Annotated in this window: 11 protein-coding genes; 5 read left to right on the top strand and 6 right to left on the bottom strand. The window is 35.7% G+C overall.

Going from position 1 to position 16,150, the window contains the following annotated elements; genetic code table 11:
• Window positions 1–98 precede the first annotated feature (98 nt).
• Window positions 99–1,796 (top strand): alkaline phosphatase D family protein, encoded by a 1,698-nt coding sequence (locus tag DFQ03_RS07420; protein ID WP_133672530.1) that lies wholly within the window; start codon window positions 99–101, stop codon window positions 1,794–1,796.
• A 54-nt stretch (window positions 1,797–1,850) separates the two neighbouring features.
• Here DFQ03_RS07420 and DFQ03_RS07415 read toward each other — a convergent pair whose 3' ends face one another.
• The 6 genes from DFQ03_RS07415 to DFQ03_RS07390 all read right to left on the bottom strand — a co-directional run bounded on the left by DFQ03_RS07415 (window position 1,851) and on the right by DFQ03_RS07390 (window position 8,177).
• Window positions 1,851–4,031 carry a B12-binding domain-containing radical SAM protein gene (locus tag DFQ03_RS07415; protein ID WP_133672529.1) on the bottom strand — a complete coding sequence of 727 codons (2,181 nt, stop codon included), beginning with the start codon at window positions 4,029–4,031 and terminating at the stop codon, window positions 1,851–1,853.
• A gap of 59 nt (window positions 4,032–4,090) precedes the next feature.
• Window positions 4,091–4,600 (bottom strand): hypothetical protein, encoded by a 510-nt coding sequence (locus DFQ03_RS07410; RefSeq protein ID WP_133672528.1) that lies wholly within the window; start codon window positions 4,598–4,600, stop codon window positions 4,091–4,093.
• A 44-nt stretch (window positions 4,601–4,644) separates the two neighbouring features.
• On the bottom strand, window positions 4,645–5,592 hold the full coding sequence (locus DFQ03_RS07405) for a tRNA dihydrouridine synthase (RefSeq protein ID WP_133672527.1): 948 nt from the start codon (window positions 5,590–5,592) through the stop codon (window positions 4,645–4,647).
• Window positions 5,593–5,596: 4 nt separating this feature from the next.
• Window positions 5,597–6,664, bottom strand: a complete 1,068-nt coding sequence (locus DFQ03_RS07400; RefSeq protein ID WP_133672526.1) for a flavin monoamine oxidase family protein — start codon at window positions 6,662–6,664, stop codon at window positions 5,597–5,599.
• A 236-nt stretch (window positions 6,665–6,900) separates the two neighbouring features.
• On the bottom strand, window positions 6,901–7,413 hold the full coding sequence (locus DFQ03_RS07395; protein WP_133672525.1) for a DinB family protein: 513 nt from the start codon (window positions 7,411–7,413) through the stop codon (window positions 6,901–6,903).
• Window positions 7,414–7,439: 26 nt separating this feature from the next.
• The gene (locus DFQ03_RS07390; RefSeq protein ID WP_133672524.1) at window positions 7,440–8,177 is read right to left on the bottom strand and encodes a CDP-alcohol phosphatidyltransferase family protein; all 738 of its coding nucleotides are present in this window, start codon (window positions 8,175–8,177) and stop codon (window positions 7,440–7,442) included.
• A gap of 393 nt (window positions 8,178–8,570) precedes the next feature.
• Here DFQ03_RS07390 and DFQ03_RS07385 point away from each other — a divergent pair, with 393 nt between their 5' ends.
• From DFQ03_RS07385 to DFQ03_RS07370, 4 genes are all read left to right on the top strand, one after another.
• Complete coding sequence (locus DFQ03_RS07385) at window positions 8,571–12,023, top strand: pyruvate carboxylase (protein WP_133672523.1); 3,453 nt, start codon at window positions 8,571–8,573, stop codon at window positions 12,021–12,023.
• Between the two features lie 171 nt (window positions 12,024–12,194).
• Window positions 12,195–13,376, top strand: coding sequence for a lipoprotein N-acyltransferase Lnb domain-containing protein (locus tag DFQ03_RS07380; protein WP_133672522.1), 1,182 nt, complete (start codon window positions 12,195–12,197; stop codon window positions 13,374–13,376).
• Window positions 13,377–13,392: 16 nt separating this feature from the next.
• Window positions 13,393–15,264 (top strand): ABC-F family ATP-binding cassette domain-containing protein, encoded by a 1,872-nt coding sequence (locus DFQ03_RS07375; protein WP_133672521.1) that lies wholly within the window; start codon window positions 13,393–13,395, stop codon window positions 15,262–15,264.
• Window positions 15,265–15,419: 155 nt separating this feature from the next.
• Window positions 15,420–15,680, top strand: a complete 261-nt coding sequence (locus tag DFQ03_RS07370) for a hypothetical protein (protein WP_133672520.1) — start codon at window positions 15,420–15,422, stop codon at window positions 15,678–15,680.
• The last annotated feature ends 470 nt before the right edge of the window (window positions 15,681–16,150 follow it).

Below are 16,150 nucleotides of genomic sequence, written 5' to 3'. Positions count from 1 at the left end.
AAATTCTTATCACCAATAATTTCAATAACCTAAAGATAAAGTTGAACTAACATGTTTTCATCAGAATTAAAACAATTTTGAGGAAACTAAATGACCAGATGAAAACGACGAAAAACACCAGAAGAAATTTTATTCAAAAAACCTTAATGGCATCAGGGGGTATCATTTTAGCTCCTAACTTTATAAGCTGCAGTGATGATGACGATTTACAAGTTGATTATGACGAATCTCAGTTAACGGTAAAGAACTTCACGTATGGGGTTGCCAGTTTTGACCCAAGTAATTCCGGTGTAATAATTTGGACGCGCTATATGGCTGCAGATGTTGAAATCATTTGGGAAGTTTCAACCCAAAACGATTTTAGCAACATTTTAAGAACGGGGAAAATAACCACCGAAAGCTCTAGAGATAACACACTTGCTATTGAATTGACCGAGTTGGAAGCCGATCAAAAATTATATTATAGGTTTATTAGCACTTCGGATAATTCTATTTCTGTTGTTGGGGAGACCATTACCCTACCAACCGATGCTACGCAAGCAAAATTAGCGGTATGCTCATGTTCTAATTTCCAAGCAGGTTTGTTCAATGTTTACGATGCCATGGCAAATTCTGATGCTGACATTATTGTTCATTTAGGGGATTATTTTTATGAATATGGCGCCGGTGGGTATGGCTCTACGGAAGAAAATGCTTTCTTAAACCGTTTTCATGAACCTACGGGAGAAATTATTTCTTTGGATGATTACAGAACCCGTTACAAGCAATATAGATCAGATGCTTCCTTACAATTGGCACATCAAAAGAAACCGTTTATATGTGTTTGGGACGATCATGAAATTGCCAACGACACCTATAAAGAAGGCGCAGAAAACCATGATGAAGCTACAGAAGGTAGTTTTGAAGCCAGAAAACAGAATGCGCTGCAAGCATATAGCGAATTTTTACCGTTCTCAAGAATTTCAGCAGATGATAACAGCGTTATTTACAGATCCGTAAATATTGGAAACCTTGTAAATCTTGTACTTATGGATACCCGCTTGATCGGGAGGGACAAACAATTGAACATTACCGATTATTTCACCGCTACAGGTATTGATGCCGTAGCCTTCCAAACTGCATTAACGGATCCCACACGTTCTATTTTAGGTACAACACAGCGAGATTGGGTAATTTCTGAAATAACCAGCAGTTCAGCTAAATGGCAAGTATTGGGGCAACAGGTACTAATGGGTAAAATGAATGTACCGGCAGAATTATTAACTGCATTTGGCTCTCCTAATTTTGCTGGCATACTTACAGAACTGGTAACCATAAAACTTAGATTGCTAAACAACGACCCAACATTAACAGCAGAAGAAACTGCCCGAGTAACCTCTGTTATTCCATATAATTTAGATGCCTGGGACGGCTACCCAATTGACCGCGAAATAATATACGGTACATTGAACGGCAAAAAGATCGTAACACTTGCCGGTGATACCCATAACGCTTGGCAAAACACACTTACCGCTGCAGATGGATCAGAAGTGGGAATTGAATTGGCTACATCTTCTGTTAGTTCACCTGGTTTTGAAACCTACCTTGGCGCTAATGTTAATGCAGAATTAATTGCAGGTTTTCAAAATGCCATGGTAGCCTTAATTGATGACCTTAATTATTTTGATGCTTCTAGAAGAGGTTTTATGATGACCACTTTTACCACCACAGAAGTAACTTCTGAATGGATTTTTGTAGACTCTATTCTATCGGAATCGTATAGTACTGAAGTTGGGTACTCCCTAACCTATTCATAAACCAAACCATAATTTATATTTTGAAGCTGCATTGAAAATTCAATGCAGCTTTTATTATAGAATTAATAGTCCGTGTTCTCTTAATCCTAATACTTGTTTTGAATACCAAAACAATTCAAAATCTTCAAATTGCGCCTCAAAATCTTTCTTTAATTGTGCGTATGTGGTCGGTTTGTTTTCCGGACGTAGTTTTTCTAAACTTTCTAATAGCCATTGTCCTTGCTCTCTATCTACCGTAATTTCATAGGCACCTGAAGTGGAATGAAAATACATTTGCAATTGTTTCCATGTCATCCCTTTTTTCTTTTTTTCGTGCTCTTGTACTAATGGCAATTGACCTATAAAGACAACTTTTGCCGTAGGTTTTGTTTTTAAGACAACTTCCTGTTGCAAGCAATCATAAATATAATCTGGCAAAATCGTTGATGGCGGAATTTCAAAATCGAACCATTCTTGCAGACCCATATCGAAACCGATACCGTGCATAAAATTGAAGAGCGATTTTTTTAACCCAAAGCTAAAAATACTATGGTCGATGCCCGTTTCATCTTTAAAATCAATATCATTGTTTGCAAAGCTGATGTTTTTCAAATCGGGCAGTACTCCGTATTCTTCCGGATGCAAACCTACCGGACTATGAGCGGTCAATGCAAACTGATGCCAAAATCCTGATTGTATGATTCCTAATTCAAACAACTGACGTACCATTTCTAAACTATCAACCGTTTCTTGAACAGTTTGTGTTGGGTAGCCGTACATTAAATACGAATGCACCATGATATTCGCTTCGGTAAAATTTCGTGTTACTTGCGCCACTTGCTCAACCGTAACGCCTTTATCTATTAGTTTAAGAAGTCGGTCAGATGCTACTTCCAATCCGCCTGAAACCGCAATACAACCTGATGCTTTCAGTAAAAAGCACAAATCTTGCGTAAAGTTTTTCTCGAAGCGAATATTTGTCCACCAGGTGATGGTCAAATTTCTTTTCAAAATCTCCAATGCAAAAGCTTTCATTAATGATGGCGGTGCCGCTTCATCTACAAAATGAAATCCGGATTCACCGGTTTGTTCCACTAATGTTTCTACACGGTCAACCAACAAACTAGCCGCTACAGGTTCATATATTTTTATATAATCTAAAGAGATATCGCAGAAAGTACATTTCCCCCAATAGCAGCCATGCGCCATGGTCAATTTGTTCCAACGACCATCGCTCCACAAACTGTGCATGGGGTTGGCGATTTCAATGACGGAAATGTAATTGTTTAATTGTAGGTCAGAATAATCTGGCGTACCAACCTCTTGTTGCTTATAATCTTGCTGTTTGCTATCATTTTTATAAACAACTTTATTATCCTCTATAATAAATGTCCGTTTTAATTCCCCTTCTCCATTAGTTACATATTGATGAACAAGCTCCAACGGAAGTTCACCATCATCCAACGAAATAAAATCAAAGAATTCAAACACACGAATATCAGTTAAGCTTCTAAGCTCTGTATTGGGAAAGCCGCCACCCATGGCAATTTTTACATCAGGATAATTTGCTTTTATAAATTGAGCACAACGAAAAGCACTATATAAATTACCAGGAAAAGGAACTGAAAAGCACACCAATTTTGGTTGTACTTCAGCCAATTGCTTTTTTAGAATAGCTAATGTTAACTCATCAATAAAAGTGGGTTCTTCGTTTAAATGATTATAAAGCTCATCGAATGAATTGGCACTGCGTCCCAATCGTTCTGCATACCTACTGAATCCGAAATTTGGGTCAATGCATTCTACAATAAAATCTGATAAATCTTCAAGATACAAGGTTGCCAAATGCTTGGCTTTATCTTGCATACCCATAGTACCAAAAGCCCATTCTAAATCATCTAACTGCTCGAAACGAGAAGCTTTTGGTAAAAAATTATCGGTACATAATTGCCTTGCCAAGGTGTCATTTTTACCCTGTAGAAATAGGATTATGGCGTCTAAGGTTTTTAGATATTCTTGACGTAATGCATATACTCTTTGCGTGTTTTCAGAAACAATAGCATCTGTTTCGTAGGCTATTTCGAATAGTTTTTGAAATGTATTTTTATTGAAGAGGGCCAGAATAACCTCTATCCCTAAATCGGACTGAAAAGAAGAAATCCCTTTTGTATTCAAAAAACCTTTAATGTATGCCGTTGCCGGATACGGAGTGTTTAACTGGGTAAAAGGAGGTGTTATTAAAAGAAGGTCTTTCACTAGTGAGTTTTAGAACAATACCGCAAAGATAACAGTTACCTTACTCATTATTCAATATCTCACGCCTCGCTTGTAGATATACGCTTAGATTGTTGACTTCTTTTGGCAAGCTTCTGAATAGTGCGGTAATTCTCTGCACGATCTGGCAAAAAAGAAAAGAATTTTTTTTCAATATTTACTATAATAGCATCTTTAGTTTTTCTTACTGTAAGTATAGAATCAATAAATTTCCTTGCAATTAGAACTTTTAGCATTTCATCCGTTCTCTCTATAATTTCCAATTCCAACAATGGATTTTTAATCATTTCATTAAACTGGTCCCAATTTTCTTCGCTATTTTCTAAACTTAAACTATGCTTAGATTCTAAAAAATCTTCATAAGAAATTTCATTATACTTTTCATAATCAAACAGTTGCCAAAAAACAATTCCAAAAGACGTCATGAAACTAATAATAATCTCAAAAACCCAAAACTTTAAATCAAATCCATTCAATACATAGGTAAGAAAAAAAATACTTGGAAAAATTGTCAATATTTTCAACACAAACTTAATCGTTTTGTTTTCCATACTATTGAATTTTAATTAGTTAACACTACTAATATAACAATTAATTATTTTTCATTATTCAATATCTCGCGAACCGCCTGCTGATATGCTCTTGGATTATTAGCCTTTTTTATCTTTTTAAATGCCTTATGCGGATTGGAAGTTGACAATGCAAAATACTCCCAAAATCCTCTCATTTTCATTTTAATAGGTGTTGGTCCTGATAAAGCTTCATCATATTGCTGGTATATCGTATCATGAAATTCTGAAAAAATCTTCCAACGGTCTTTTGGGTATTCGGTGGTATTGTTCTTGATCATAATTGGTAGAAATGGGTCGGCAATTAAGCCTCTTCCCATCATAAAATGCTCAATATTAGGAAAACGCTCTTTCATCTCTTTGAACTTAGCTACAGAAGTAATATCACCATTATAGTACAATGTATGTTTGGTACTTTCCGTACATTTCTGAAAAGCATCTAAATCTACTCCGCCTTTATACAGTTGCTTTCCTATACGTGCATGAATGACTATATTCTTTAGCGGATATTTATCTAAAATAGGAAAAACATCTAAAATTTCTTCTGCATTTTCATAACCCATTCTCATTTTCATGGATACCACCACATCGGTTTCTTCATGAGCGCGTTTTAAGATATGATCAATTTTTTGTGGGTTACAAATGAGTCCGCTACCCATACCTTGTTTTGTAACCATAGGATACGGACAACCCAAATTCCAATTCAGTTCTTTATAACCTAAACTCTGTATGTATTTAGTGACGAACAAAAACTCATCTGCATCACCCGTCATTACTTGAGGTATAACCTCTAAAGTAGTATTGTTTTCTGGCTGAAGATCTTTCTGATACGAATTTTTAATCACCATTTTACCGTTTAAGCGAATGTATGGCGCATAAAAGGTATCGATACCACCAAAATACTTATGGAATGCATTGCGGAATCTAAAATCGGTAAAGCCCTGTAATGGGGATGATAATAAGGTAATTGACATGTATTTATGACTGTGTTATGTGCAAACCTTTCAGTTTTGCAACAACAGATTCAGCTGCAAAAATAGCGCCTTCCATGTAACCAGAGTGATGTTTTGAGGTTTCTGCACCAGAAATAAACAATTTATTATTAAATAATGGTGCTTGATACAGTGCATGACCTCCGTTTTGATGCGGAAACAAATTATCTGCTTGTCTATGAGATTTGGTAAACTCTTCATTATACCAAGCCGTTTCATGATACGATTCATAATTTAAGGCATTATCACCAAAAACCAATTTCAACTGTGCTTCTATCTTTTCAATTCGTTGTTCTTTAGTAAAACGAGCACAGCTAACAGATGCGAAACCAACAAGGGCATATGACTCCTTCTCTAGATTAGATTGATCGTAGAATTCGGTCAAAGGTCCCACATTACTAAATATCGTACCCGATTTACCTTGCTTTCTCCAAAACGGCTTTTTATAGGTTAGGGCAACTTTAATGGAATCTTGCATCCAAGTGTGGGTTTGTTCTGCCAATGAAACAAATTCATTTGGTAACTGAGCTGTAAATGTTATTTGATCTATTAAAACTGCAGGTGGTAATGTGGTAATAACGATATCTGTATTTAATGTAAGACAATTGGTCTTCACTTCAACATTATCATCAATCATATTTACCTCATTGACCTCTTCACTTAAAAAGATGGTATTTGTTTTCAGTTTAGCAGCTATTGAATTGAGTAAATCAATAGTTCCGTTTTTAAATCGGTAACTTGGGCCATCATTGGGTACCGTTATTTCTTGTGGCGGTACATTTGAAAAGGTCTGAAAATAAGAGATACCGGTCATGAATTGTTCAAAATAGGGAACCTTGAATTCTTCTATAATATCCAATAAATGAAAATGACTATCATTAAACCAAGTAGCGCCCATTTCAACTTTAGCATTTCCAGACTGCAAGGTGTGTATTCTACCACCTATTCTATCTCGAGCCTCTAATACCTTAACATCAAAACCCAATTCTTGTAAACGATATGCTGTCAACAAACCCGTTAATCCTGCGCCGATAATAACTACCGATGTATTCATGTTGTTAAGTTACTCTAATTAAAATAAATGATAAAATAGCTATTGCCAAATTTGTTGAGTACCTAATTGCACTGTCAGTTCGAGTGATTTTGTTCCCTTTTTAGGAACATAAATTGTATCGAGAACCTTGTGATCAGAAAGGTTCTCGATACACTTAATTTTTCAATGAAAATATTGTAAAATGAAGCACTCGAACTGACATTATTACTTTTTACACTCATTTGATAAAAAAATAATCAAATCTTTGACTGCAGTACGCTAACGGTCACCAATAACTGACCCATATGTCTTTGGCTATGTTCCGCTGCGTGAAATAGTAGTCCGATTACGGTAGACGGTAATTTCTTTCTACCCACCGTTCTTTTCTCGGTAAGTGTACTTTCAGGAATGGTTCGAAAGTATGTTAGCGCTTCAGCTATTTTTGCAGAAAATTGCTCCTGCAAATGGGTAACCTCTGTGTTCATATCAAAGGCACCTTCCTTTTTTAAAAATTGAAATTGTTCTTCGGTAAGAGATTCGCCTTTTGCATAGGTGATCATTCTATCCAACACCCCAGTGATATGATTCATATGGAAACCAACGGAAGCTCTACCCGCGGTTTTCGCCCATAATAATTCCTTAGGGAAATCTTCAGTGTATTTCTTTAACTCTCGATCACTTTGCAACAATGCGTGTGCTGCGGGTTGCAACAAATTTGGTACATTGGGTATAGGACCGCTTAACCAATATTCATATTCTTCATTTTCCATAATGCTTCTTCCTATTTAATGTAATATTAAAGTCTCTCTTGTATAACAGAACTTACTACATAAAACAGAATAATTAAAGGAATAGCCATGAATTTCATGGTTACAATTAACACCAAACTAATAATGATAAAGATATACCGCATAGCATTATCCTTAAAGCTAGTATTTTTAAATTTCAATGCAAACAAAGCTAAATTAGCATTTAACAAATAGGCACTTACCAATGTTAGAATAATTAAAAACCATTGATTGAGAATAATACTATTTAAGAAGTCATTATTTTGATACAAAAGGATTAATGGTAATGATAAAATTAAAAGCGCATTTGCAGGAGTTGGCAAACCGATAAAAGATGACGTCTGATTTTCATCAATATTGAATTTCGCCAATCGATAACCCGATGCCATGGTGATGATAAAACCTAATAAAGGTACCAAGTGTATGTATTGAAATTTACCATCTTCCATAAAAAAGTGAGAACTATCTCCCCACCCACTAGTTTGTGACATTGCCAATAATTGAAACATTACAATACCAGGTACGAGTCCGCTAGTAATCATATCTGCCAAAGAATCTAACTGCAAACCTAGTTCGCTTTTTACATCTAAAACACGCGCAGCTAATCCGTCAAAAAAGTCAAAGAAAATACCTAGCGCAACAAAAATTGCAGCAAGTTCTAATCTATTCATGACAGCGAACATGGTAGCCACACAGCCGCAGAAAACATTTAATAAGGTGATAAAATTAGGAATGTGCTTTTTCATGATAATTGGTCTAATGTCATAAATGCAAAATGGTTCAATGCCTCTTGGCAATTATTCCTCTAAATTAAGATAATTATATGGTCGTAGTGGTATTCCTATCTAAAAAGCTAGAAGTCCATCTATATTTTGAAAAATAGCAAAATTACTAAAGCAAATTAATACTAGATAACCCTCAAATTTACAACCACTTAAGCCTATCGTGTTGAAATTAAGAACTAACTTTTCAGAGGACCTATCACAAATTAGTGCTTAAATGAAAAATATTATGCACGCATAGTATTGTTTAGTTGATATATTAGAATTACATTAAAGACTTTGTAACAATTTCAGATAAAAAATCAAGTTTTATAACAAAAATTCAAAAACACTAACCATTAAATACATTGCCAAAAAATGAAGATTAAAAAGGTTTTAGTAGCGAACAGAAGTGAAATTGCAATTCGTGTATTACGAGCCTGTACTGAGCTAAACATTAAAACAGTTGCCATTTACACTTATGAGGATCGCTATTCTCAGCACCGAAATAAAGCAGACGAGTCTTACCAAATTGGTGAAGATAATCAGCCATTAAAACCTTATTTGGATATTCCGCAGATTATAGCATTGGCAAAAGCTAAAAACGTAGATGCCATTCACCCAGGTTACGGATTCTTATCTGAAAACTCAGAATTTGCAAGACAATGTGCTGCAAACGATATCATTTTCATTGGTCCGGATCCAAAAGTAATGGATGCCCTAGGTGATAAAATTACTGCCAAGAAAGTTGCCGTAAAATGTAACGTACCTATTATTGAGAGCAACAAGAAGAAATTAACCTCGCTTAAGGTTGCACTGTCCGAAGCTGCAACAATTGGATATCCTCTAATGCTAAAAGCTGCCTCTGGCGGTGGTGGTCGTGGTATGCGAATCATTAGAAAAGATGAAGACTTAGAAATGAATTTTGATTCTGCTAGAAACGAAGCTTTAAATGCTTTCGGTGATGACACCATGTTTCTAGAGAAATATGTAGAAGACCCAAAGCATATTGAAGTACAAATTGTTGCTGATAACCACGGCAATATTCGTCATCTACACGAACGCGATTGTTCTGTGCAACGTCGTCACCAAAAAGTGGTAGAGATTGCACCTTCGCATAATGTTGGTGAAGAAGTAAAACAGAATCTTTACAAATATGCAGTTAGCATTGCCAAAGAGGTGAACTATAACAATATTGGAACGGTAGAGTTTTTAGTAGACCCTAATGACAACATTTATTTTATTGAAGTAAACCCAAGAATACAGGTAGAACATACGGTTACAGAAATGGTTACCGGTATTGACTTGGTAAAAACACAGATATTCGTTGCCGGCAATTATAAATTAGATAGCCAGCAAATAAAAATTTACGGTCAAGAAACCATTGCCACTTATGGTTTTGCTTTACAATGTCGTTTAACCACAGAGGACCCAGACAATAACTTTACTCCCGATTACGGTACTGTAACGACGTATAGAAGTGCCTCTGGTATGGGAATTCGTTTAGATGCCGGCAGTATATATCAAGGCTATCAGGTGAGTCCGTTTTTTGACTCGATGCTAGTAAAGGTATCGTCTCACGGTAGAACCTTAGATGGCGCTACCCGAAAAATGGTACGTGCATTAAAGGAATTTAGAATTAGAGGAGTTAAAACCAATATTCATTTTCTACAGAATGTTATTCAGCACCCAACGTTCAAAGACGGTAAGGTAACGGTCAATTTTATTCAGAACACCCCTGCCCTATTCAAGATTAAATTACCGCAAGATAGAACATCAAAAGTGGTTAATTTTTTAGCAGAAGTAATTGTAAACGGCAATTCTGATGTTAAGTATATTGATCAGAACAAAATTTTCAGAAATCCGAAAGTTCCTAAATTCAATCCGCTAGAAGCACATCCGAAGGGAACAAAAGATATGCTGACCGAAATGGGTCCCGAGAAATTTTGTGCATGGTTAATGGATGAAAAGAAGATTCATTTTACAGATACCACCATGCGTGATGCACACCAATCTCTATTGGCAACGAGAATGCGTACTTATGATATGTTACGTGTCGCAGAAAGTTATGCAAAGAATCACCCAAATACCTTTAGTATGGAAGTTTGGGGTGGCGCAACCTTCGATGTTTGCATGCGTTTCTTACATGAGAGTCCATGGACACGTTTACGCGAACTACGTAAAGCAATACCGAATATATTATTTCAAATGCTACTTCGTGGTTCTAACGGAGTTGGCTACAAAGCATACCCTGACAATTTAATTGAAAAGTTCGTTGAGAAATCTTGGGAGAACGGCGTAGATATTTTTAGAATTTTCGATTCGTTGAACTGGGTAAAAGCAATGGAACCAAGTATTAATTATGTACGTAATAAAACTGGTGGTATTGCCGAAGCAGCTTTAAGCTATACTGGCGATATACTAGATGTTAACGAAACAAAATACAATCTAAAATATTATACACAGCTAGCGAAAGATTTAGAAAACGCAGGTGCACATATGATCGCTATAAAAGATATGGCAGGTCTATTAAAACCTTATGCTGCTACTGAATTGGTTTTAGCGTTAAAAGACACGGTAAAAGTACCAATACATTTACACACGCATGACACCTCTTCTTTACAGACGACAACCTACTTGAAAGCAATTGAAGCTGGTGTTGATGTGATTGATGTCGCTTTAGGCGGATTATCTGGATTAACCTCTCAACCGAACTTCAACTCGGTAGTTGAGATGATGAAGAATCAGCCACGAGCACATGAATTTGATATGCTGAAACTCAATCAGTTTTCTAACTTCTGGGAAGATACAAGAGAATTGTACTACCCTTTTGAATCGGGATTAAAAGCGGGTACAGCAGAGGTATATTCACATGAAATACCTGGCGGACAATATTCGAACTTGCGACCACAAGCAACTGCTTTAGGTTTAGGTGACCGATTCGAAGAAGTAAAAACCATGTATGCCGAGGTAAATAAACTCTTTGGTAACCTAATTAAAGTAACGCCCAGTTCAAAAGTAGTTGGAGACATGGCAATATTCATGGTAACCAACGATTTAACTACAGAAGATGTTATGACTCGTGGTGAAGAAATATCTTTCCCAGATTCTGTAATCAGTTTTTTCATGGGAGATTTAGGTCAGCCTGTTGGCGGGTTCCCAAAGAAACTTCAGAAAATCATTCTTAAGAACAAAAAACCATACACCAATAGACCAAATACACATTTAGCACCAACTGATTTTGATAAGGAATTTAAAGCCTTTAAAAAGAAGTTTCAAAAAGGCTTTACGCGTGCTATTGAAATGGAAGATTTTCTTTCATATACCCTATACCCTAAAGTGTTTGAAAAAGCCCATGAGAACTATAAGTTGTATGGCAATTTAGCGCTGGTACAAACAAAGCATTTCTTCTTCGGTATGAAACTTCGTGAAGAAACCTTAATAGAGTTAGAACCGGGTAAAACAGTAATTGTAAGGTTACTTTCTGTCGGCATACCTAATGAACAAGGATTGCGAACCGTATTCTTTCAAGTAAACGGAGAGAATAGATTTGTTGATGTTCTAGATACTTCTTTAAATCTTAAGATCGAATCTAATGAAAAGATAGATTTAGAAAACCCGAACCAAATTGGTGCTCCGTTGCAAGGTTCTTTATATAAGGTATTGGTCAAAAAAGGTCAGACCATAAAAGAGAACGATCCTTTATTTGTAATTGAAGCCATGAAAATGGAGACTACTGTAACTTCTTTTAAAGCGGGAACGGTTACTTCTGTGAGTCTAAAAGAAGGCAGTATGGTAAAACAAGACGATTTGATTGTGACTATTGAATAGCCATTAAATTGTAGATAATATATTTAAAAAGTCACCTCAAGAGGTGGCTTTTATATTTCTATCAAACAGCTCTTTACTGAAATTGTTAATTGACATAAAATTATAAAAAAGCAATATCTGTGAAGTCTGTTATTATTCGCATCTTTGCAGCTGCTATGCGCTAGTAAAAGTATGTTCAAAAAAATCACGTTTTTAATTCTACTTTTTACTGCATTTTGGGCACATGCTCAAAATGCACAACTGTCTCCATTATCAAAAATCAGTTTATTGACCGTAGGTACAGGTGAAGACTTAGCTGCTAAATTCGGACATAGCGCCATACGACTACAAGACCCAACTTTAGGCATTGATGAAGTTTACGGTTATGGAACATATGATTTTGAAGACCCTAATTTCTATTTAAATTTTACCAGAGGTAAATTATCATACACTATTTCTAGAATTCCGTTTAAATACTTCGATTATTCTTACCAACAAGAAAAACGCTGGATTATAGAGCAAGTTTTAGATGTCAATTTAGAACAACGCAACCAGATTGTTACTTTTCTAGAACACAACTTATTACCCGAAAACAAAAAATATAAATACGATTTTTTGTTCGACAACTGTGCTACTAGAATACCTATGGTATTTGAAAAAACTTTAGGGAGCACATTCAAATTTGACTACGATTATTTAGAAAACCAACTCACATTTCGAGAGTTAATCCGTTTGAAGTTGAATCCGAATTCGTGGTCTAATTTCGGCATTGACCTTGCTTTAGGTTCGGTAATTGACAGAGAAGCAACCCCACATGAACATTTGTTCTTACCAATTTATGTGTATGAGCAAATGAAGCATACCACACTAGACGGTAAGCCGATAGTAACAAAGGAATCCGTCATATTAGATATACCTGAACAGGAATACCGGTATCCGCTATTTTTAACCCCACTATTCTGGCTTTGTATTTTACTTGCATTGGTTGGCTATATCACCTATACCGATTATAAAAACTTACGAAGAAATAAATGGTTGGACTTCGGACTATTCGCAATAACGGGATTAGCTGGTATTCTCATTCTTTTTCTATGGTTTGCCACAGACCATTTAGCAACAAAAGCTAATTTTAACTCTTTGTGGGCATTTGCTCCGAATATTATAATAGCATTTATGATGATTAAAAAGCAAATTCCGTCGTGGATGATCACTTACATCATATTTTTAACCATATTATTGGGCATCACTGGTATCCTGTGGATGTTTAAAATTCAAGTGTTTTCCATATTACTAATCATCGTATTATTAGCATTAGCTATCCGTTATCTATATCTCATCTATTATTTTAAGAGTACATATTTAACTAAAAAATAAAATCAAGTTACTTTACATGAATCTACTTACCGTTGAAAATATTTCGAAATCCTATGGCGAAAATGTTCTTTTTGATAACCTATCTTTTGGGATCAATAAAGACCAAAAAATTGCTCTAATCGCTAAAAACGGTACAGGAAAGACTTCTATACTTAATATATTGTCAGGAGCTGACACTCCCGATTCTGGTCAGGTAAACTACCGTAAATCTACGCGAGTTTCCTTTTTAGCTCAAGAGCCGGTAATGGATCCGAACTTAACCGTAGAGGAAACTATTTTCGCTTCAGACAATGAGGTATTGACAGTATTGGCCAATTACGAAAAGGCATTACTAAACCCCGAAGATGCAGATGCTTACCAAAAAGCATTTGATGCGATGGATCGTTTTGAAGCTTGGGATTTTGAAACCCAATATAAACAGATTCTTTCGAAGCTAAAATTAGACGATTTAGATGCCAAGGTAGGCAAACTCTCTGGTGGACAAAAGAAACGTTTGGCACTTGCCAATGCACTTATCAACAAACCAGATCTTTTAGTATTAGATGAGCCGACCAACCATTTAGATTTAGAAATGATCGAATGGTTAGAAGAATTCTTCGCAAAAGAGAACATGACGCTATTTATGGTAACGCACGACCGTTACTTTCTAGAGCGTGTATGTAATGAAATTATCGAGCTTGAAAACGGAAAACTTTATCCATATAAAGGAAACTATTCTTACTATTTAGAAAAGAAAGAAGCCCGTATAGAGCAAGAAGCCACAGAGCAACATAAAACAGAATTACTTTTTAAAAAAGAATTAGACTGGATGCGTAGGCAGCCAAAAGCCCGTACGACCAAATCTAAATCGAGAATTGATGATTTTGCCGTAATTAAAGACAAAGCAAGCCAGCGTAGAAAAGATCACCAGGTTCAGCTAGAGTTGAATATGGAACGTGTGGGAAGTAAAATTCTTGAACTTCATAAGATTTCTAAATCCTTCCCTGGCAAACCAATTCTAGATAAGTTCGAATATGTATTTCAAAAAGGAGAGCGTATTGGGATCATTGGTAAAAACGGTACCGGTAAATCTACCTTTCTAAATATTCTTAGTGGCCGCGACCAACCAGATAGCGGTAAAGTAATTGTTGGGGAAACAATCAAATTTGGTTATTACACCCAAAAAGGTATTGAAATAAAAGAAGGTCAAAAGGTAATTGATGTTATTCGTGAATTCGGAGATTACATTCCTTTAATGAAAGGAAAACAGATTTCTGCACAACAGCTATTGGAACGTTTTCTATTCGACCGAAAAAAGCAATACGATTTCGTTAATAAACTTAGTGGTGGTGAGCGTAAGCGACTATACTTATGTACCATATTAATTCAGAATCCGAACTTCTTAATATTAGATGAGCCTACCAACGATTTAGATATTGTAACGCTAAATGTACTGGAAAGCTTCTTAATGGATTTTCAAGGATGTTTAATGGTGGTATCTCACGACCGTTACTTTATGGACAAGATTGTAGACCACCTATTTGTATTTAGGGGTGATGCGGTTGTAGAGGATTTTCCAGGTAACTATTCAGATTACAGAGCGTACGAAGACAGTCAGATATTAGAGAAACGCGAACAGAAAGAAGTTCAAAGTGCCCCAAAGACTAGCTGGAAAGAACCAGATGCTTCACCAAAAATATCTTACGCAGACCAACAGGAATTTAAAAAACTAGAGCGCGAAATTCAAAAATTAGAAAAAAAGAAAGTTACGCTTCAAGAGAAGTTCACTGATGATTCATTAAGTGGCGATGATATTAAAGACCTAGGTATAAAACTTAAAGAAGTAACTGACACTATTGAGAGTAAGACCGAACGCTGGTTTGAGCTTTCAGCATTAATGGAAGGTTAGCCCCCATCAACCCTTTAAATTCCGAATACATTTTACATCTACATAAACCGTAGACGATTGATTTTTACCATTCGTCTACAGTTAAATGCTGCCCGACTATGAGCGGCAAAATATGTTTGTTCATCACTGTACTTTAGCAGTGTAAAACAAATATTATGAAATCAATTATCCTTTTAACCGCTCTTTTCTTCTCTACTTTCTTAGTACAAGCGCAAGCTAACAACGAGAATGTTTCTTTAGAGATCGAAACTACACAAGTAGAGATGGTTCAAACAATTGAAAGTAATGATATTTCTGTTCCAACAATCGAAACTGAAAACACAATCGAAGTTGCAAGATTGTACAAGAACAAAAACAACAGAGTGATCAAGGCTTTAGAATTCACAACAAAAATGAACAACGCTAAACTTTCTTAATTCAATTTTTAAACACCCTTTTCGCCCCAAACATATACCTAACCATTTCTTACCAAAACCTACTTTTTACTAATTCGTCTTAAAACAAATCATAATTCATAACAGATTACCGAGTCCGGCAAGTTGAACGCATTACCTACTGCTTTTAATTCCAAATAACTACCACTGGTCTTGGTATATTGTTTTCAGTAACTTTTCGGAATAAGAATTGAAATACTCCACCATATCAATACTCACGGATGCTGAGCGAATATCCAACAACAATTTTCACCACACATTCCAAACCTCAACAAGTTAATAACCGAACCTAATTTACCATTCGTCTATAGATAAATGGCGCCCAACGACGTGCTTCAAAATATGTTTATTCATCCCTGTACTTTAGCAGTGTAAAACAAATATTATGAAGTCAATTATTATTTTAACCGCTCTTTTCTTCTCTACTTTCTTAGTACAAGCACAAGCTAACA

The sequence above is a fragment of the Maribacter caenipelagi genome (assembly GCF_004364175.1).
GTDB classification, from domain to species: Bacteria; Bacteroidota; Bacteroidia; order Flavobacteriales; family Flavobacteriaceae; genus Maribacter; species Maribacter caenipelagi.
The sequence above is the reverse complement of the archived record's forward strand: the minus strand, read 5'-3'. Positions and strand labels throughout refer to the sequence as shown.

What these genes read in the sequence shown, in the direction of transcription:
- DFQ03_RS07395 (WP_133672525.1), bottom strand. Translation starts at nt 7,413, where the DNA reads ATGGAAAATGAAGAATATGAATATTGGTTAAGCGGTCCTATACCCAAT.
- DFQ03_RS07385 (WP_133672523.1), top strand. Translation starts at nt 8,571, where the DNA reads ATGAAGATTAAAAAGGTTTTAGTAGCGAACAGAAGTGAAATTGCAATT.
- DFQ03_RS07400 (WP_133672526.1), bottom strand. Translation starts at nt 6,664, where the DNA reads ATGAATACATCGGTAGTTATTATCGGCGCAGGATTAACGGGTTTGTTG.
- DFQ03_RS07405 (WP_133672527.1), bottom strand. Translation starts at nt 5,592, where the DNA reads ATGTCAATTACCTTATTATCATCCCCATTACAGGGCTTTACCGATTTT.
- DFQ03_RS07375 (WP_133672521.1), top strand. Translation starts at nt 13,393, where the DNA reads ATGAATCTACTTACCGTTGAAAATATTTCGAAATCCTATGGCGAAAAT.
- DFQ03_RS07410 (WP_133672528.1), bottom strand. Translation starts at nt 4,600, where the DNA reads ATGGAAAACAAAACGATTAAGTTTGTGTTGAAAATATTGACAATTTTT.
- DFQ03_RS07390 (WP_133672524.1), bottom strand. Translation starts at nt 8,177, where the DNA reads ATGAAAAAGCACATTCCTAATTTTATCACCTTATTAAATGTTTTCTGC.
- DFQ03_RS07370 (WP_133672520.1), top strand. Translation starts at nt 15,420, where the DNA reads ATGAAATCAATTATCCTTTTAACCGCTCTTTTCTTCTCTACTTTCTTA.
- DFQ03_RS07420 (WP_133672530.1), top strand. Translation starts at nt 99, where the DNA reads ATGAAAACGACGAAAAACACCAGAAGAAATTTTATTCAAAAAACCTTA.
- DFQ03_RS07380 (WP_133672522.1), top strand. Translation starts at nt 12,195, where the DNA reads ATGTTCAAAAAAATCACGTTTTTAATTCTACTTTTTACTGCATTTTGG.